The following is a 19,941-nucleotide window of genomic DNA, read 5'->3' as shown; positions in this document are numbered from 1 at the left end:
TCTAGAGAAAAAGGATGCGATGAAATGGTAAAGAGAACCTGTAGAGAAGAAATACTTCAAGTTGTACATTCCATTGTCAAAGAAAGAAATAAAAATGAATTTACGATTAGTGAAGTAATTAAACTGATGAAACAAAGGGACACTATTTATGCTGAAGGTACAATTAGAACTCATATCAACTCTAGATGTTGTTCAAACGCCTCAAACCACCATGGTACGGTATATAATGACTTCGAACGGATAGAATATGGCAAATACAAATTAGCAGACATAACACAAAAGGACACTATTTAATTAGTGTCCTTCTTTTCTTATCCCACATATAACTTTTTTAATTTTTCTCCCTCTTGAGTTGACAATTCCACTTTAGTACGATTAAGAACTTTATTGGAAACATGCTCTTTAAACATTTTTGCCGTTACAACGGAAGAATCGTTAATAGTATTGTCAGCATTTAATGAGGTTTTATCAAATGCTACTTTCACAAAATGTTCATCCGCAACTCCAAACTTATCATGATATTTTACCAAACAATAGTCGTTGACTTGATAAGTACTCTCTATTGTTCCAGCACCAACGATACCATGTTCATTTAAATAAATAAATACATAACTGCCTGGTTCCATGTTATCAATAGCAGTTTTTGTATCACCCCATGCAGATGCTCGATTCCCCAATAGCATATGCAAATGTCCATCAGGCATATAGGTGTAATTCGAGTTAATAATATAATACTTTGGATTTTGCCATTTTTTATAGTCCTCTACAAAATTAGCTGTTGTATCACTAATGATTTGGTTTCTCGAGATATTAAGTTCCTCAGCAATCATCGTCACATCATCTAATACCTTTTCATCAATCGTAATGGTTACAGACTTTTTCTTTTGTTTCGTCAAACTTTTAATATAGTCCACGTTATTTCCCATAAAGAACGCCCCCATTATTTTTGTTGTTCTAATTTTACAACAAAATAATCATAAAAACAATAAATAATTAATATTTTTTGTTAATTATTTATTGTTTAAAATATTATTTATAAGATATTTATTACCATTTTTTTCAGACTACAAAAAGGGTAATAAATTAATTGATAGCGAGTATCGGAATTACTACCAATGTAATAAAGCAACCAATTTAAGCACGAATATGAAAGTCATATGTTGGGTCCGACCCTCTGAGCTCAAGAGAAAATACCAAAACATTTACTTTTTGACCGGCTGACTATTAATTCCTCGTAAGTTCTACACAAAAAAGGAACCCATTAGGATTTCCCCCAGGTTCCCTTGTCTTCCTTTTCTATTGGATTACCGTGATTCTTTTGGTGGTTGGCACACATCACATTTACGTTGGTTGTTATTCTTGAACTTCGTAAGTGTTTTTTCAAAATTATTTCCGCACGAACATTTAAACAGTAACTTCTGTGAAAAACCGTGATATTCCGTCGTCAGTAACTTACTGTCCGAATTTTTCTGTACAAATTCTTTAATTTTATCAATCGTCCATCGTTTATTCATTTTCTTACCCCCATATTTTATCACTCGGCGGAAGCTTGTAGGCATCCATGAGCAACTTGTAAGCTTTTAAGTTATTCAATATATTATAGCGGAAATGAACTAAAGTTACACAACCATAATTTTAAGAAAACGGTGTCTTCACCTATTCTTACCTATTCTTCTCTTAATTTTTTTAGTATATAAAAAGGTAGATACAATATGAAAAATGTGACTAATGCAATGATTTCCAAAGGAATAATATAAAATGGCCATGGTCCTAAGTAGTCAAAGATGGATGGGTTTGCAGGCTTTCTCATAATGTACATGTAATTACCGTCTATCATTACATTCACGAGAAAAATAAATAACGTATAAGCATTTACATATAGAAATGCTCTAAAGACAGAATGAAAAGATGGACGAAATCCTTCTACTAGCACCATAAACATATTCGCTATGGCAATTCCTCCATGGGAAATAAAGAAGTGCACATATCGAAAATGAGGAAACGTGTAGGCTTGAATATCTGGTGTAATCATCGCTTGAAGCGCACTTCCTAGCCCAACAAAATAAGTGAACTCAAAAAGTCTATAGCTTCTTGTCATTAGTAAAATACTTGATAAGAACAGCGAGAGGCTACTTAAATGTAGTGGTAACGAATATCGGAATGACCAATCGCCAATATAATAAAGCCACCACTGTAAGCTCACTTCAGAAATAAGCAAGGTTGCTGCCAGGCCATATCTAACCAATCTATTTGTATAGCCTAATCGTAATCTTTTTCTAAAAAGGTACATGCCTACACAGATAGCTATGATAACGACCAAAGTTAATATATGAGTGACAGAAAATAAAACAAACGGCTCACTGCCTTCTTTCAAGAACAAATCCCTCATCGTTATGCTCCTTAGCTCTTAAACTAATACTTAAGCATAGGATGAGTAGAAATATCTTTTTATATGTTGAGAATGTTCTAATGTAGTATTGTACTTATCACATAATTTCATATTACCTACCTCAAAAACAGTGGGGATTAAAAGACATATTGAATTTATACTTGGAATGTATCTTCTTCTATCTTCATGTAAATAATACTGCAAAGGAGTGCTTGTTTACATGACAATTGGAGGAAGATCATACTTACAAGAAAGGGTACTATATGAATATATGTACCAAAGAGTAACCTACAGTAAACTTGTTCTTAAATTGGTTGTTAAAGAGGGGAATATTCAATACAAATCCAAGAATAGTATTGTAAATGACATTAGTATTTATAATGGAAACTTTCCTGATGTTGATAACATTATTTTTAAAAATGATTCTTTTCACAAGGACGGGCGACCAGCAGAAGTTAAATTTCTCACTTCCGAATTCAATTATCATAAGGACCCAAATTATTCAACAGCTTTTAAGAACTTCCTTAAAAACAGAGGTTGTATAATTGTTTTAAGAAACAACACCCCTCCAAAGGGACTGCTCGAAAAATATCCCATTGATATTTATGAGCTTGATTATGATGATTTTGACAATTTTGTAAAGGAAAATCATGATAGATTTTTACATAAACAGATCAAGGGGAGAAGCGGTATAGCTCACAAAACATGGCTTTTTAGTGCTACTAAGAAAAACTTCTATAGTGAAAGAGTACAACGTTTAAATGGAATCAATGTACTCCCTGCAATGAAATCTGGAATATGGTGCCCTAAAAATTTAACTGACCCTAATGAACTTGCCGAAAATGATAAAGTTATATTTATAAGATTTTCCGGACCACAAAGTACTCAAGTTGCAGTTAGGAGCTATTGGGAAGAAAATAAGCAAATTCACCCTGATTGGATCATTAAAGAGATATGGATAGGAACTGTAACTATTCCTTTAGTAAGCCGTGAACAATACTGTCAAAGATTCGACAAAAAACTTACAGACCCTTTATGGTTAGATGAAGTAAAGGCTATCACAGATGGAAAACCGAAGTACTGGCCACAAGTATTTGGCTTCAAAATTAACAAAGTGTTAGAGAAAGACATATTTTTAGCTAAGGCACATGAGGACCTGAATAGTTTTGTTTATCCAATTTTATTTAATCTTTTTATTCAACAAAATGCTATTGAGATTTCTGATGCTCAATACATCAGCTTGTTAGAATGGTTAACTACATATGAAGAAGAAGTGGCATTGCCCCATTTAATTAATAATAATGAAAATGATCCACCTCAGATTTCAAACTAGTCTTTAACAAACTCATAACTTCTCTTAGTTAGTTCATATTCATCAATGAATGGTTGAATGAAATCACTATTCAGTTCATATCCAATGGCATTTCTTTGATTCTCGATTGCACTAACAAGCGTTGTACCAGTTCCCGCAAATGGATCTAATACTGTTTCTCCTTTTAAGCTAAATATTTTAATAAGCCTATGTGGAATTTCTTTAGGAAAAGTCCCCTTATGCTGCCCCTTTCTCGGGGAATTTATCTTCCAGACAGGATGAAGCCAATCCTGTAGTGTAATTTTCTTTATTAAATTATGTTCACTACTTTGGCGTTCTTCTAAAGTAGGACGCTTCCTTATACCAGGTTTTCTAAACACTAAAATATGTTCTGTATTTAGATCTGAATATAAGAATGGTGGAACAGCAAAATCTTTGTATTTACCATTACACGTAGAACCATGAATTAGGTTATCTTTTTTCACACTATGTTTTTCCCAAATGAAGTGTTGAAATAAGTCAAAATCCATGGTTAAAAAGTAGTTTATTATGGATGCTTGAATAGAGTACAGCCTGGGTCTTTGAGTTATACTTTCCTTTGCTTTTTCTCTAACATCTCCTACATTAATACATATAAAAGCATCATGCCTAATTACCCTCATACACTCTAATAAAACTTTCTCTAACACTACCAGATAATGTTTATAAGTTAAATTCAAACCTAATTGCTTAGGATGCTTATAATCTTTTAAATTCCAATAAGGCGGGCTTGTAATGATTAAGTCAACTGACCCAGTATCAATTTCTTCCATTCCCTTAGTGACATCTTTGTTATAAACAGTTATATCCAATTGGTTGTCCCCCCATAAAACAATCATAAATTATCTTATGAAGAGTTCTGCTTGTCCTATTACTCAGAGATTATAATCCAGGACAAGAAATCAATAACTCAATTTTGTTAATTACATTGCATTTTGATCTAAGCAGCTTTGTCACAGTGTGGTAAATTATATAGCATTGGGATAAATTTCATTGGCCAAAATCACCAAGACTTCAACCGAAGCGTAATTCCCTAGTTACACTTATACTATAGACTTAAAATTTTGATTTACGTCGAGACCCATCTCATTGTTAAAATTTATACTTTCCTATAGTACAAAAAAAGTCAGACCCATTTATGGACATTTGTCCACAAGAGGCTCCGACCTTTATATCACACAAAGTTTGTAAAACCATTTCCAAGATTTATATTAAAAATAAGGTAATCCCAATCCTACTCCATACATTTGAAATTACAACGATAGAAGGATTATAAAAGCTCAAAATGTTATTTATTATCTATCCTTATTAACAGACGCATCATAAATAGATTCAACTGACTTCCTTAATGCTGCATTAAATTCTTCATCAGACTGCTTCACACTCAAATCTTCCGTCAATGCTCTAGAAAAACTAGCAATCAACCCTTCATTATCTTTTAGTTTTGCATTTGCTTCCTCTCTAGAATATCCACCTGATAAAGCTACTACACGAACAACTTGAGAATGTTCAACAAGCTCCTTATAGTGATTTACCATCGTAGGAATCGTAAGCTTCAACATCACAAATTCATTCTTTTCTAATTGATCCAGGTGTTTTTTGATTTCCTGCTTTAATATATTTTCCGACTGTTCTTTATCGGCACTATGAATATCTACTTCTGGCTCAATGATTGGTACAAGTCCAGAACTAATAATCTTTTTACCAATTTCGAACTGCTGACTAACCACTTCTTTAATTCCATCTTCATTCGCTTCTTTAATCACCGAACGCATTTTTGTTCCGAACATACCACGGTCATTAGCTCTCTCCAGTAGTTCATCCAGATTTTTGATTGGTTTCATCAACTGAACACCATTAGAAAGCTCCGCAAGTCCTTTATCCACTTTAAGAAATGGAACAATGCCTTTTTCCTCTTTCAAATAATCCCCAGTATATTTGCCTTCGATTTCACGATCCATCGTTTGTTCAAATAAAATAGCCCCAAGAATATGCTCCGAATCAAATGCTGGAGAAGTAATAATTCGAGTTCTCATATCATGCACAAGATCAAACATTTCTTTGTCAGTGGAATATTCGTTTTCAGCTATCCCATAAGCAGCAAGCGCCTTTGGTGTACTCCCACCACTTTGGTCAAGTGCTGCGATAAAACCTTTTCCGTTCCTCATTATGTCTAAGTATTTTCCCTGCATTCATTTCACTCCTATACAAGTAGTTAGAATTCAATACATCACTTCATAACAATGTATGACCATTTTTAGAATTTTAGGAAAGTTAAGTGCCATTCTTCTTTCACCATTACCTATTTGCTGGTTATTAAAACTTTCTATATCACCTAAAAAAGCGGTTTGACATACGACATACTTCTTTCTATGAAACCTATATGCTTATTACCAAACTGGAATTTTAATGTGAGATTTTAAATGAGAGGAATGTCTTTTACACTGGTGGAACAGCAACGAAAAGGATGTGCAGAGACAAGAAACCCCAATAAAATAGCCAATAAAATTTTCGAAAATTATTTGAACCTTTCTACTTTCCGAGTTGTTTATTGTAGGTACCATTTTGGGTTTTACTTTCATGCTGCTGATTTTAACGATGAACAAACATGTGGTGAGGGATATTTTAGAAGATTTGATTTCAAGACATCAGACATTTATTTCTATTGGTCTCGTTGAGATTATGTCATCATCGTTGTTTCCTTTTTATTCTACAAATCATGATTAATCATTTAAAAACAGCGTAGCCATATGGAAAAATTGTTGCCATTTCTATATCAGCAAAAGCATACAGCTCTCTCCATTGAGAAAAAATCTTTAAACTAAATAATAGCATATCCATTTATTCCAATTTTAACTATAAGCTTTGATGCTGTTCTTATCAATTAACATAGTTGGTAGTCACACCTTTATCCTCGCTCGCATAAGTATTTAATGGTAACCCTCCAAATATTTTTTGATTTATAAAAGAAGACAAGGATTTTGAAACTGTCCCCTGTCTGAAACGGTAATACCTTAACGAACTATATTTTTACATTTCAATCTTATTATTCTTTTTAGAGCCTAATGAATTTATAATCTTTCGCCATAGTTTGACCTTATATATTTTTCTATGTTTAGCAGAATGAAATAAATTATTTATATAAAAAAATGATAGTTTAAAGTAGAGAGTTTTTATCATTAATGTAATAAAAACAAATAATGGCTTGAAAATTATTAAAATAATTGTAACCAGTATAAGTATAGTTACCTCTGTGGTTAGTGATGTTAAACCAAATTGTTTTAGAATCTCCATTATTGGAGTATAAGCAGTTAATACTGTGAGACAAAGTAAATATGTATTCATTCTTTTTTGGGACACCTGGTTCCGATAATTCCAGAGAAAAGAATAGTTAGATACCGACTGATTAAAGTTACTTTTTACTTTATTAATATATCCCTCGATTTTCCATGACTTATAAAAAAGCTCCATAATCCTTATTTCTGGCTGGTATGTAAGATAAAATTGTGGTTTAGAAAGCTTAAATAATTCTTGTGAATAAATTGCTAATAAATTTTGTATTTCGTTATTAATATTTTTAGTAGTAGTCAAGTTTTTTAAAAACTTATCTAATTTTTCACAAGTTAGATATATTAAACAAGCATCTAAAAACGTCCTATAGTACATTTTTAGTTCCTTATCTAGATGTAATAACCCTTTTATATTTGAATTTGTATATAATTTCACTCTTCCATACTCTACTTTAATATTTACTTCATTAACTGAACTATCTTCGATTACTAAAAGTTGCATTGACGTGTCAAAATCACTTATAACTTCTATCGTTTTGTTAAATAGATTTAAAGACTTTTTATAATCAGTGTTAAAATTCTGGTTGTATGCTTCAATAGCTTTCTCTTGGTTTTTATACTCACCAACAAAATCAATTATTAAATATGAGTTAAGAGAATTTACATAGATTTGGCTATTATCATTACCTAGATGAATATTTTCATATTGCATAATTCGAGGAATTTCCACAAGATTCTCCCGCTTCTCTGGAAATAAGTCAATAGTTTTACTCCCTAAACCTACTGCATTAACAAGGAAATACTTTACATTTTTCACCATAATGCAAAAAAGTCCCCCCAAGGTTTTACACTTAGAAATTCCAGAAAGTCAACCGGATTACTGAAGTCACCAATATTAATTTTATAATCGAGCCAGTATGCACCCATAAAATATGATTCGTTAAACCCTGGGTACTCTGAAAAATATGTTATTGCATATAATGCTTGTTTTTCAGTATTATGTTTTAGTTGCTTTTTGAATAATTCATATAATAATTCATCAATATCTTTCCCTCTATCTAACAACTTGAAATAAGCCCCCGCATTACTCCTAAGGTAAGAAGCATAATCACTGTTAACTGTGTTCCATTCACAGTATGTTGCCCATCCTTCTATAAGGCAAAGAGCACCGTGATCAAAAAAGGGATGTTTCCTTTGTCTTCTTGCAGCATCATAAAAGTGTCCGTGCCCCGGATAAACTTCATGATAAAGAGTTAATTCCAAATCATCTTTATTTAACGTATTTTGATTCTTTATTATTACAAGCTTATCCTTATCCTCATCAGAAAGCTCACGGGCCCACCATTCGGCATAACCACCATTTCTCTCGGTAATTTCTATTTTATATTCTAAATTGGAATATTCCCCAAATCGTTTGTGTAAATTTAGATCATTAGTGGCCTTTTTTATGGTACTATTAATAAATTCCATTAACTTACTTGAATGAATTTTCTCTTGTTTTTCATTCTTCTGAAGTTTTTCAAGCTGTTGCGTATATGATAGAATCTCATTAAAGTATTTTCCAAACATTATTTTAAATGGATAACTATAATCTAAATTCTTTGTTTGTCTACACCCTTGTTTAAATAGGTCATTTAAGATTTCACTGAATTGAGGATTAATTTCACATACATATTCCATTCTTCTTTTTTGATTTTTGCGTATAAGCGTTGGAATATATTTAATTTTTTTGCGTAAAATAGATAGCTCATCAAACCCTAGTTCATTAAAATTCTTAGTTGTAGAAGGTTCTAATGCATTGAGAATAATATCAAACGATATAAAAGAATAGTAATAATTTATTAAGTTTATATACAGATTTTTATATTCAGGCTGTAGCTTATATACCTCATTTTCAACTTGCCTTTTCATTTCTGGGTATAAACTAATCTCGTATCTCCAATTCCATAAATTAATCGCTGACATTCAAACACCCTTTTTGTTTATAATAATTATTTAATTTTTAGTAATTATATTTTATCAAAGTAACATTCCGATATGAAGGTTTTAAGTGGTTTTATTTACCTTAAAATTAGATAAGACATTCTCCTTTTAATCTACTTTATTACTCTCAGCAACCTTCATATTTCCATTCCTGTATTCACGATACAAACTTTCTCGTTTTAATCGTGACATTAAATAATACTCCAAGTTCTTATCCGTACAATACACATAACATCCCTTCTGCCCTCTAGTCATTAATGTACGATAAGTATTTCTAATAATTTTATCTGCAATTTCCTCTCCCTCAGTTGGATTTTCCTTCATCAGCTTTTTTATCCCTTTTAAAGACTGATCTGTTTTGGCTCGCTTAGAATGATCAGTAACAACTTTTCCATCTTCAAATCGTAAGTCATCACCAATAATTACGCCCACATAATCAAACTCTAACCCTTGGCAAGTATGGATACAGCCTGCTTCGTGAAAAGATTTTTCATCTATTGCCCAGGTTAGTGTGTTATCTAGGTTCCAACTCATTCCAAAATCATGCTCCTCAATTCTAATATCATGAAAGTTAGATTTGGTACGGTTTTTCTTTGGCCATTCCCAACAATATCCGGCAACAATTCTTGCTTTATTATTCTTTTTGTTTTTCTCCTCAATCTCTCTTTTCATTTCATGAGGGTTAGAAAACACTCGGAAGTCATAATCAATTCCCATATCGTTAGCATTGGCTGTTTCACGAATCTGAAGTACATCATCAAGCCAAGCAATATATCCATCTGATCCATCACATCTAAATTGGGAAGCTAATACCCCTGATGTTATTTCTGCACCATATTCACCTGCATATTTTCTTATCATATCAACGCTACCTATATCCTTTAAAGTAACCCGTTGATTTTCGCCGATAAAGAAAATAGACATACTAGCTGCATGAATTATTTCTTTCACCTGATTTTCACCTAAGTTTTGAAACATGCCTGATTTTTCATTTAGGCGATGCGCTTCATCAACAATAAGTACATCTAGTTCATCAAGTTCAGATTCTGTGTAACTTCCAGATTCCTTAAATGAGTTACTATTCTGGTTTTTCTAAAATCACCTTTTAATTTAGTAGAATAAACATTTCTTGGTGCAGAATTTTTAGTAACATACTGACATGTCATAGATTTATTTGTTAGAGCAACAAGTGAATTAATAGCTAATACGGACTTACCAGTTCCAGGTCCTCCTTCAACTATCATTACTTGTTCCGTTCCAGTTTTTATGGCTCTTTTAGCAAGTTGTAGAGCAGTTTCAAAAATTACCTTTTGTTCATCAATCATAACAAATTCTTGATTTCCTTTTAACATGCTACCTAAAGAATCTTGTAATGACTTCGATGGCCTGATTCTGCCTTGTTCTATTTGATAGAGAATATCCTTGTTATCGCCATATTTAATATATTTCTTTATAAAGGTACGAAGGTTTTCAACATCACCCTTCGCATAAACTGGTGCCAAGCTCAAGTAATAGTCATAATAACTATCTGTCAAAGGATAATTTTGCAGTTTTCTATAGTTATGTAAATATGCACATGGCTTTAGTTTAATTAATTGCTCTTGAACATTTTCATTATAATCTTCAATTAAAGCTGCATACGACCAGGCTTGATAAGAAGGGTGGGCAACTTCATGTATACCACGGTTTAAAGCTGTCTTTACAATAGCTTCTTTTCCCTCCACCTTTTCAACTTCAGACCATTGTTTTAGTTCAACTATAACTACTGAATCCACATCGCCGTCATGACCTGAGAGAAGAAAGTCTACTCTTTTTGAAGTGTATGGTATTTTATATTCAATGGCGACCCCTGCATCATCTGGAATTGATTGGTCGTTTAATACACGGTACATATGTAGCATAGAGTTATCCCATGAACGGACTTCTGATTCCCTATACGACCCAGTTTCACTTCAAATTTACTTAGTATATGATTTACAAGGACATCTTGATCGACATGGTTTAGAAATTCTCGTTTACTTGCTTCGTATACAATCATAATTAACCCCCCTATTGATTAATCATTTAGCTTTTACTATTGTGATACCATGACTTCTCCACTTTAGTTCATCCACCATCTTCATAAGCCTTGCTAACTTCAATTAACCTTAAGTTCAGGCTTCGTTGTTTAGTATTAGATACTTCTTAGTTAATAGTAATTACCTCATCAGCCATTGCTCTCTCATCAACGATGACCCCATTATTAATTGTGTAAATGTACACCTTGCTTAAAATATCGCGTAAGTCTTCAAGGTATTCCTCGGTAGGGAAATAATCACTCTGATTAGTAAGGATTATATATCGTTCTTCTCCATTAAATCTTTCACTATAAAAATCTACCAAAGCTAACGGGACCATCATCTTAACATTCCTTCGTCCATTATCTCTCTCATATTTCTCTACTATTTCATTGTAATCAGTTGAAATTAATCTTGAACTTCTTCCATTTGGAGTCAACTCTAGCTGGATAACGCGTTTGGGTGGTTTCATTCCAATATTAACTTGTCTATCTATTAAGTTTAATCGTTCTTCCTTCTTGTTCTCGATATCAATTAAATTGGCATTCATCTGGTTAATAAGAGCACTGTTTTTGTTATCAACATTTTCATTCTGATATTTCTCTAACTTTTTCAGAGTCTCCTCGTATTGTGCTTTAAATGTATTCTCTAAAAACTTTCTCATTTTATCAAGCTGATACTCTCTTTTATTTCTAACTTCATCTCGAGTGGTTATTGAACGTTTTAGTGCTTCAGATTTCAAAGTAGTATTATTTGTTTCGTTTAACTTAATACCTTCACCGCTGAAATTACTCTGAAAGAGCCAATAAGGATCAAATTGAAGGGTTGTTCCATCTTCTCTTTTAGCAAAAAAGACTAACTCTCGCTTTAACATTTGTCCAGTTCCATCAGTTATCCCCATTATATAACCTTCAACAGACAGTGTTTCACTTATAGGGTATGATACCATGTATCGTTCGAGTGAAATTTTATCGAGCTCTTTTTGCGTTAACACCATACTTAATTTAACAATAGATGAATCTACATTTAAAAGTTCGACTTCATTACCTTCGTATTCATTAAAACCTGTAAAACGGATGGAATCACCTACATCAATGTTAAGATTTTGTGTGAGTGCAAAATCTCTAATAAACTTTGGAAATCTTTCTATCCGTTTAACAAACCCATCATTAGATTTATATACTCTGACTTTTCGTTTTGTTAATATATGCTCAACATAGTCAGAATAAATGCGATTTGGTATACTCTGAATAGCTATATTACTTTGCTCGCGTTTTAAATCAGGTAAATCAATAGACTCATCATCTAACCTTTCCTCTCGGACCATCTTAATTAGTTTTTCATGCTCTTCTGATAACGTTTTGTCCATATTTGCTATAATTTCATCTAGTTTCTCCCGATTTATGATTGCCTCTTGCATAATGCTAGCTAGATTATCGTAATTGTCCTCTAGTACATCACCGATAAAGTCATACACTAAATCTGTACCAAGGTCTTCTCTCATTCGCTCTAACTTTTCTATTAGACGAATCATAACGTCGCCTTCTCTAGTGTTTTGGGCAACAAGGTTGAAGACAAAAACTTCATTCTTTTGACCGATTCGATGTATTCTTCCCATTCTTTGCTCTAGTCTGTTAGGATTCCAAGGGATGTCATAGTTAATCATTTGATTACAGAATTGTAAATTGATTGATTCTCCACCAGCATCTGTTGCGAGCATAATCTGGGTTTCATTCCGAAATAGCTCAACTTGCCTTCTTCGCTCGTCCATTGAAAAGTCCCCAATGATTTTTGCTATAGCAGGTACTCTTTTTAGGAGTTGTTTTTCTAAAAAAGTTAATGTGTCTTTAGATTCTGTAAAGATTAAAATTTTCTCTCCCTGGTTAAGAAACCCATCAAGTCCAAACAACGTTTCTTCTAATTCCTTATACTTTCTCTCAACTACATTAAGTTTTATATGTGTGGTTTTTTCAATCAACTTAGATAACTCTTCAATTTCTTTCGTTAGCTCATCTGGATCTATTTCGTCTATCGAGTACAACAATCTCTTTTCAATTTCTTCTTGAACATCTGATGATTCTTCATTATAGTATGTTAAATCTAATTTTTTCAGTTTGTTTAAATAACTTTTTCTTTCTTTTAATGTCCTTTCTAATAAGGGTTCTAATCTTTTTTTCCGCCGTTTTAATGATAAGTGAATAGCTTCAATGGATGAACTCAAACGTCTTTGAAGCAACATCATGGCAAAAGCTGTACTATTACTTCCAGAACTCATAGCTCGATTAAAGTGTTCTCTAACGTACTCAGTAACACTATTATATAAATCAAGTTCTTTGCTAGAGAGATTGTATTTAATTGTTTTTGTAGTTCTTTTAGGAAACAATGGAGTTCCGTCAAAGTTTGTCATACTTTCTTTTAAGCGCCTTATTATAAACGGATTACTTTTCTCCTTTAAACTCTCGTTAGCTGATATGGATGAAAATATGTCATCATCTAGTAATCTCATCAAATGACGAAAGTTTTCAACATCACCTTTATGTGGTGTTGCTGTCAAAAGGATAGTATGCTCTGCCTTATGTAACAATAATTCTCCAAGCTGATATAGTCTAGTTCTTTTTGTTTTCTTCTTATGTACGCCAAATGTATAAGCTGCCATTTTATGAGCCTCATCAACAATAATTAAGTCGAAATCGGCTTCATTAATAAGGCTTTTTACTTCATCCCTTGCTGCCCAATACATAGAAGCTAAACAAAGGTTGTTAGATACGAAAGGGTTTTTGCCTCCATATTCTTTTATAGTGGCTCTATTTATGATGTGGAAGTGTTCACCGAACTTCTCATCTAATTCTTCTTGCCATTGTTTTAAGACTAATGGAGGTACTAGGATTAATATTCTCTCAGTACTGAGTCTTGCCTTTAGTTCCTTTATTAACATACCGCTCATAATGGTTTTACCCGCTCCTGGATCATCTGCAAGTAAAAACTTTACACGAGGTGATTGCAACATCCTACCATAAACAGCTTGTATTTGATGAGGAAGAGGAATTAGATTCTTACTACCAAGTGCTCGAGATTGAGCATATTGATATTCGTTTTTTATTGCATAATATTGCAGGAAATGCTGAATTTCAGATGGCGACAAGCTTATAGGCTCTTCTTCTTGATTAATTTTCTCTAACTGTTCAAATTCTTGTGTCTCTAACATCAGTTCAAAAAACTGATTTGTTTCACGTCCAATAGCTTCAATAATGTAAAAAGTATCATCTATTTTGTCACATTTTTTTATTTCTACAGTTTCGGGAAATTGTGGCCCCTTTACTATAGTTCCTACTGGAAACATATATCTACACACTCCCTTCAAATTAAAGAAAAACCCTTACTCTGTAAAGAATAAGGGACTATACAACCTGCACAATAATCATATCTAATCCTTGTCGATTTACTTGGAAGCCACTATCTCTTAAATCTGATGTACCAATTTGATAAGAAAATGGAAAAAACGTTGGATGGGAATTAATAATATCTAAAGACAATGAATCACCTTCAGAGTTCCTAATGATAGCTTCTGCAAGCCACTGTAATAATTCATTTGAAGTAATTGAAAACTTCTTAGATTGAATATAACTGTATCTCTTTTCACCAGGAGTAATAATTCCCCATGCTTTTAAGCTAGTTAGAGTAGCACTAGTCGCAACTTCAACTCTTCTTCTTTCTCCATATAAATTTTTCATTATCCTCCCAATCTGTTGACTCAAGACCTCTTCTTGTAACTTAAACAACTTGCCCATCTCTCTAACAAGATCGCCAAAAAACGGATAGGCTAAGACAGTCATCCCATAATGGAGTAGTATTCTTTCCGCTTTAGAGAGATCAGGTAGTAGCTTAAAAGCTTCTTCTTGTAGATGTTTGTGTTCATCTTCGACTAAAAACCAAATTTTCATTAACATTGCTTTTGCGCATCTTCTAGAGGCTGCTCCTTTAATCTCTGTAAATAAATAATCCTCTAATTTTTCATACATTTCTTTTCTTTCGGTTCGATTTGCCTCAGTTGCAGTATAGTCTAAATGATGTAAAAGTATCTTTTGGTCGAATCCTACTGGTTTTGTCATTCTATCTTCCTCTTTTATTAATTTTTTACTTTCACAAAAGGGACGACAACCTCTTGCAAGCTAATACCTCCATGACTTACAGCTTTCTTCCCTTTGCTAATAAATGCTTTATTCTGGTCGGCTAAGAGCACGTTAAAATCTTTTGGTAATCCTATATTTGGCCAAGTTATTACACTGTACTCATTTGCTCTTTCTTTGCATAAGTCCTCGTTATTATATATTCTAACACGTTCTCCTTTTGAATGAGCAAGAACGCCATCGTTTATCCTTCCAACACCAGTACATTCTGTATTCCCATGATCAGATGTAATGTATATGGTATAACCTGTATCTTGTAAATCTTTAATTAAATTTTGAAGATAACCACTCTTTAACCATATATCCAATTCAGCATAAATTCCTAACTGTCCTTGAATTGCTCCATGCATCAGTTTATCAATCGTATCTATAACTAACCCTGAAACTTGGATGTTGTGCTTTCTAAGGGCTTCAATGTTATCTTTACGGTATTCTTCATTTCCTAATGCTCTCTGGTAAGACACATTTTGTTTTAATACTCCGTTATTTTCCCAAAATGTCTTCCACAACAGTTCTTCTTTGTTTGTTGTATAGATACTATCAGCATACATCATTGGCATTTTCCCTGAAAAAATAGCTTGGCGTGAGATTGATGTCAATGTAGGCACCCACGCGAATACACCGTTAACTTCAGTCCGAATATCGTATTGGTTTAGGGCTTGTCTTATTTGGCTCCACTGAACAAAGCTCATTCCATCCAAAACTAATAAAGCAACTTTATCTTGATTCATCAACTCTAAATAGTTAGGGATTTGATGAACCATTGTAGGATTTGGTAGTATAGGAGAATTGTATATGCTAGCGTATCCTTCTAGCATCCACGACTCGAAGTTTGTATTTAAGTTAGATAAAGATTTTTGATAGTCATCAAACAGCTCTGCATCAGTACTTGACTCTATCTTATGGGACAAGTAAGATAATTCACCAATTAATTTACTAATATTTACCCAATCCTTATAAGATTCTACATTGACTGCTCTCAAACGTATCTTCCCAAGTAGGCTTTTAAACAATTCAATCTCAGCAGCATTCTCTTTGTTGATGATACCAGGATGAACCCAAGTCGGAAGGTTATTCTTATCTAACCCTTCAATCGGTTGTAGCTCTTTCTCTATGAATAGATCATTTAATAGCCTTCGAATATCGGGATCTGAAAATGAATGTTCAGTATGATAATAAGAGCTATCTGTTTCAGACTCTTTTATAACTTGCTTCTCTTTGTAAAGTCCATTTACATAAATAGACCATTCTTTTTCGAGAAATGTGTAGAATGAAGATTTGGATTCAATTAACTCTTTTACAGGTAATTGCCTAATGTCTTTTCGACTATGTAATTGTTCAACCAGGTAGTTACTTACATCATAAGGTAATTGTTGATTCCTATAATGAAAGGATAGCATGAATTTGATGAAGTCATTTTTTGTATCAATTGATTCCTGATGTATTTTATAAACTTTCTTCAACAGGAACTCGATAGTGTCTTTGTTAGAAGAAGAGCCTTGATACTGTCCGTAGACAGCATACAAGGCATCTAATTCATCAGAGTCCAGGCCTTTTAAGATTGGGTAAGAAAGTTTTGGGAAAATCTCGCCTAATTTCAAGCTAACTTTAATAGTGTCTTTGTATAAATCATATGGTATTAATCCATACTCATCGTTTCGAATTATTAACTTTAATGTTCCTTTAGAGATTAACTCTCTATATTTCGTCTCAAACATATATCGAAATGCTATTGGGTCATCAAAATCAGCTATTTCAAATAGATTCTTTTCAAGGTTTTCTATTACTTTGACATCTCTTAGTAAACCGTCTGAATCATTTGCAATATACACTTTTGTAAATGAACTATCAAAATGTTTAAGAACTTCATCTCTCCAACTATTCATAACTTCTCCTACCCCTTAAAGACCTAAGCGAATCTGTGCATTATCGAAGTACATTAGCAATTTATCATCTTCCTGGATCACTTTCTCTGGAAGCCTTGAACCTACATCAACAATTGTATGGTACTCTTTATTGCTCCATGCTTTTTTAAAGCCTGCACGAATAGCTTCAGTTCTAAATTGCTTAAGCTTCTTTTTGCTCTTGCTAATTTCCTCAACATAGGATTGAAATTCACGGAATAATGATTTTTCTCGAAGTTTTTCTAAGTCAGCTTGTTTATTTGGATCCGGCACATACCAGCGGTTTAGTGCTTTATTAATAAAACTAGGATCTTCTATGTTTATATTTCTTAGATCTTTATAATTTTGTTTAAGATATGTTGCAATTTGGTTTGGTACTACACCTTGCCCCTCAAAAACCAGGAAATTTTGCTCTAATAAAGAATCTAATTCTGGAAGTAGTTCATGCTTATCAATATGCTGAATTTCTTTCATATAAGCTGGATGAATATCCTGACGACTTTGTGGTTTTTTTATTAACAGTTGACGTAACCATTCTATTGCACTATTCTCATCCGATACAAATAAATTCATTTGTGCAAACTCTTTAACTAAAGTTCTCTTCTTATCATATTCTGCTACTTGATTTTCTAGGAATACCATACCATCTCGTGTCGGATATTTTTGAGTTATTTCTTGTTGGAAGTTAGCTGATGAGATAGGGACAGGGATTCCATTTTGCACATGATAAGCGACCATTCTATCAAACAGGACTCTTGGTGTTCTTTCAACGATTAACTGTGCCTCTCCCTTTTTACCTAAGAAAATTGGCAATTGATCTAAATGCTGTTTCACAAATAACCATGTTGTATCATTAGAACCCTGTGTACTTTTGATTTCCGTCACTAAGGTATCAGATGGCTTATATGCTGATATAACTAAATCCTGTTTTACAGCAGTAGTTGTTGTAACAGCCTTAAAACTTCCTTGTTTTTTATCAAGAGCCGAAACATTAGCAATAATAAATCCTGCTCTTTGTAGGGCTTCTTGAATAGAATTCCAAACACTTGCTTGTGAATTACTAAACTCTATAGTAATCCACCGTGAAGGTTTAAGCACTCTATAATATGTTTTAAAGCTTTCTTCCATTAACTTTTGATATTCAATTATCCCTTTTCTTTGTGTTGAATTGATTATTGCCTCAGAACTATTATTAGTTCGGATTTTTAACCAAACTTCCCAAAGATAGTTCAATTCTGAATACATAAGGTTCTTTCCAAAAGGTGGATCAGTAAAAATATAATCTACTGAATTATTTTTTAAAGATAAATTTGTTGAAGTTGACTGTGTTGTAACTGAACATTGATTAGAATCAACATTTTCTTCTAACAGAATTTTTTGAAAGTCACTTAGCTTCTTTTCTAATAGACTAATAACATTTCTTTCAAATATTAATGAAGGGACATATAATGTTCCACTTAGCCCTCCTGTACCACCGAACCGAAAACGGTTTGTCTTTGTAGCTCTGTTAATTGATGCTTGGAAAAAAAAGAGCAAATTTGTAAAGTATTTCGATTGTTTAGCCAAATCATAGAACTTGGCTAGGGTTATTAAGTTTCTCCGAGTATAAAAATGGTGAACATGAGTATATCCAATTCTGTCATTTCTGCGGGATTCATCCCCTTCAGTCATTCTCTCTGTTGGATACCAATAATTACTCTCCATGTCATTTATTTTATTCAATAACTCAACATCTGACTTTTCAACCTTTTTTTCATAGCGAGTTGACCCTATAGAATAATATAAATATACAGGCTTTTGTTTGATTTGCTTAACTGTCTTTCCTAGCTTTAAATCATATATACTTTCCCAAGAACGTTCTAAATCCTTTTTCTTTAATTTACTAAGACAGTTTTCACATTCAATGTCATTACTATTTATTTTCTTATTTTCTACATCAACCGCAACATTCCAGTAGTTGATTTCCTCCGAACAATTGGGACAAATAAATATGTCGCTCCATACAACATTGTTTATATAACCTTTCTCACCATTTTGATTGGTTGTTTCATACATCCAACTACATTCTTCTTTTACTTTTTTTAGAATATCATTAGATATTCTTAGGAATTCATTAGTGTTAATATCATGGTTATAATTGTATGAAATTAAGGTTGCTGAAGGAGATAAATCATTAAGGATTATTTTCCTTTGACCAAGTTTTGATATTCTAATATTATCTTGGAGTACATCTCCTTCTTTAACTCTATAACCTAGCTCTTCAACCTCTTTGGCATTTGCACAACGCTTTGCTGCAACTCCTGTCATTCCTGTTCCTGAAAATCCATCTAACACAATGTCACCGGGTTCCGTATAATGTAGTATATACCTCATTATTGCTTTATAAGGTACTTTTGTATGATAACTGTGGGCATTATATACAGCATCATTTTTTCCTTCACTAACATCTGATGCAAATGGCTCTCTATTATAGTTTTCTGTATCTTTATTATTAATTTTAGCCTTTTCCCATTCATTAACTAAATCATCTAACCAAGGGTTAGGACATGCTGTATAGAATGGAGGGTTAGAAAGAGCTAGAATATCTTCATCATTACCTATTGGATATCCTTCTATATTTTTTAATTCACCGAGTTTTTTTCTAAGTTCCTCAGTAAAGTACTGTCTACGTTCTTTATCATTCTTAAAAGTCTTACCCAGAACAGTAACCGGTTTATCATTCTCAACTTCTTCATATAACATAGTCAATTGCTCATTATCTTTTGAAGCCATTTTACCCC

At 32.8% G+C, this 19,941-nt stretch carries 13 protein-coding genes and 1 pseudogene; 2 read left to right on the top strand and 12 right to left on the bottom strand.

From position 1 onward, the window contains the following. The first annotated feature begins 24 nt into the window (after positions 1 to 24). Entirely contained in the window at positions 25 to 294 is a 270-nt protein-coding gene (locus HNQ94_RS00335) for a DUF7669 domain-containing protein (protein ID WP_174496262.1), read from the top strand. Positions 295 to 311: 17 nt separating this feature from the next. Here HNQ94_RS00335 and HNQ94_RS00330 read toward each other — a convergent pair whose 3' ends face one another. The 3 genes from HNQ94_RS00330 to HNQ94_RS00325 all read right to left on the bottom strand — a co-directional run bounded on the left by HNQ94_RS00330 (position 312) and on the right by HNQ94_RS00325 (position 2,389). Further along, positions 312 to 926: a hypothetical protein gene (locus tag HNQ94_RS00330; protein ID WP_174496261.1), complete on the bottom strand. Its 615-nt coding sequence runs from the start codon at positions 924 to 926 to the stop codon at positions 312 to 314. A 378-nt stretch (positions 927 to 1,304) separates the two neighbouring features. Further along, the gene (locus tag HNQ94_RS19485) at positions 1,305 to 1,514 is read right to left on the bottom strand and encodes a hypothetical protein (RefSeq protein ID WP_246199990.1); all 210 of its coding nucleotides are present in this window, start codon (positions 1,512 to 1,514) and stop codon (positions 1,305 to 1,307) included. Between the two features lie 152 nt (positions 1,515 to 1,666). Then, on the bottom strand, positions 1,667 to 2,389 hold the full coding sequence (locus HNQ94_RS00325; protein ID WP_174496260.1) for a YwaF family protein: 723 nt from the start codon (positions 2,387 to 2,389) through the stop codon (positions 1,667 to 1,669). Positions 2,390 to 2,609: 220 nt separating this feature from the next. Between HNQ94_RS00325 and HNQ94_RS00320 the strand changes: the two genes are divergently transcribed. Continuing rightward, entirely contained in the window at positions 2,610 to 3,722 is a 1,113-nt protein-coding gene (locus tag HNQ94_RS00320) for a hypothetical protein (RefSeq protein WP_174496259.1), read from the top strand. Here HNQ94_RS00320 and HNQ94_RS00315 read toward each other — a convergent pair. From HNQ94_RS00315 to HNQ94_RS00275, 9 genes and pseudogenes are all read right to left on the bottom strand, one after another. Continuing rightward, the gene (locus HNQ94_RS00315; RefSeq protein ID WP_174496258.1) at positions 3,719 to 4,552 is read right to left on the bottom strand and encodes a DNA-methyltransferase; all 834 of its coding nucleotides are present in this window, start codon (positions 4,550 to 4,552) and stop codon (positions 3,719 to 3,721) included. The two genes, HNQ94_RS00320 and HNQ94_RS00315, sit on opposite strands and share 4 nt — an antisense overlap. 483 nt (positions 4,553 to 5,035) lie before the next feature. Next, positions 5,036 to 5,932 carry a fructose bisphosphate aldolase gene (locus tag HNQ94_RS00310; RefSeq protein WP_174496257.1) on the bottom strand — a complete coding sequence of 299 codons (897 nt, stop codon included), beginning with the start codon at positions 5,930 to 5,932 and terminating at the stop codon, positions 5,036 to 5,038. An 838-nt stretch (positions 5,933 to 6,770) separates the two neighbouring features. After that, a complete protein-coding gene (locus HNQ94_RS00305) occupies positions 6,771 to 7,850 on the bottom strand; it encodes a hypothetical protein (protein WP_174496256.1) in 1,080 nt (359 codons plus the stop codon). After that, entirely contained in the window at positions 7,844 to 8,995 is a 1,152-nt protein-coding gene (locus HNQ94_RS00300; RefSeq protein WP_174496255.1) for a DUF885 family protein, read from the bottom strand. Before HNQ94_RS00300 ends, HNQ94_RS00305 begins: the two co-directional genes overlap by 7 nt. Before the next feature lie 126 nt (positions 8,996 to 9,121). Further along, positions 9,122 to 11,051: pseudogene (locus HNQ94_RS00295) on the bottom strand (DNA/RNA helicase domain-containing protein). Positions 11,052 to 11,197: 146 nt separating this feature from the next. Beyond that, the gene (locus HNQ94_RS00290) at positions 11,198 to 14,410 is read right to left on the bottom strand and encodes a DEAD/DEAH box helicase (protein ID WP_174496254.1); all 3,213 of its coding nucleotides are present in this window, start codon (positions 14,408 to 14,410) and stop codon (positions 11,198 to 11,200) included. Between the two features lie 58 nt (positions 14,411 to 14,468). Next, on the bottom strand, positions 14,469 to 15,179 hold the full coding sequence (locus tag HNQ94_RS00285; protein WP_174496253.1) for a hypothetical protein: 711 nt from the start codon (positions 15,177 to 15,179) through the stop codon (positions 14,469 to 14,471). Between the two features lie 17 nt (positions 15,180 to 15,196). Then, positions 15,197 to 17,143 (bottom strand): BREX-3 system phosphatase PglZ, encoded by a 1,947-nt coding sequence (gene pglZ / locus HNQ94_RS00280; protein WP_174496252.1) that lies wholly within the window; start codon positions 17,141 to 17,143, stop codon positions 15,197 to 15,199. A 15-nt stretch (positions 17,144 to 17,158) separates the two neighbouring features. Continuing rightward, the gene (locus HNQ94_RS00275) at positions 17,159 to 19,933 is read right to left on the bottom strand and encodes a DNA methyltransferase (protein WP_174496251.1); all 2,775 of its coding nucleotides are present in this window, start codon (positions 19,931 to 19,933) and stop codon (positions 17,159 to 17,161) included. Positions 19,934 to 19,941 lie beyond the last annotated feature (8 nt).

This window comes from Salirhabdus euzebyi, assembly GCF_014207435.1.
GTDB lineage: Bacteria > Bacillota > Bacilli > Bacillales > Alkalibacillaceae > Salirhabdus > Salirhabdus euzebyi.
The sequence above is the reverse complement of the archived record's forward strand: the minus strand, read 5'-3'. Positions and strand labels throughout refer to the sequence as shown.

Excerpts from the sequence above, each read along its gene's own strand:
- HNQ94_RS00335 (WP_174496262.1), top strand. The coding sequence starts at position 25 with ATGGTAAAGAGAACCTGTAGAGAAGAAATACTTCAAGTTGTACATTCC.
- HNQ94_RS00330 (WP_174496261.1), bottom strand. The coding sequence starts at position 926 with ATGGGAAATAACGTGGACTATATTAAAAGTTTGACGAAACAAAAGAAA.
- HNQ94_RS19485 (WP_246199990.1), bottom strand. The coding sequence starts at position 1,514 with ATGAATAAACGATGGACGATTGATAAAATTAAAGAATTTGTACAGAAA.
- HNQ94_RS00325 (WP_174496260.1), bottom strand. The coding sequence starts at position 2,389 with ATGAGGGATTTGTTCTTGAAAGAAGGCAGTGAGCCGTTTGTTTTATTT.
- HNQ94_RS00320 (WP_174496259.1), top strand. The coding sequence starts at position 2,610 with ATGACAATTGGAGGAAGATCATACTTACAAGAAAGGGTACTATATGAA.
- HNQ94_RS00310 (WP_174496257.1), bottom strand. The coding sequence starts at position 5,932 with ATGCAGGGAAAATACTTAGACATAATGAGGAACGGAAAAGGTTTTATC.
- HNQ94_RS00305 (WP_174496256.1), bottom strand. The coding sequence starts at position 7,850 with ATGGTGAAAAATGTAAAGTATTTCCTTGTTAATGCAGTAGGTTTAGGG.
- HNQ94_RS00300 (WP_174496255.1), bottom strand. The coding sequence starts at position 8,995 with ATGTCAGCGATTAATTTATGGAATTGGAGATACGAGATTAGTTTATAC.
- HNQ94_RS00290 (WP_174496254.1), bottom strand. The coding sequence starts at position 14,410 with ATGTTTCCAGTAGGAACTATAGTAAAGGGGCCACAATTTCCCGAAACT.
- HNQ94_RS00285 (WP_174496253.1), bottom strand. The coding sequence starts at position 15,179 with ATGACAAAACCAGTAGGATTCGACCAAAAGATACTTTTACATCATTTA.
- pglZ (WP_174496252.1), bottom strand. The coding sequence starts at position 17,143 with ATGAATAGTTGGAGAGATGAAGTTCTTAAACATTTTGATAGTTCATTT.
- HNQ94_RS00275 (WP_174496251.1), bottom strand. The coding sequence starts at position 19,933 with ATGGCTTCAAAAGATAATGAGCAATTGACTATGTTATATGAAGAAGTT.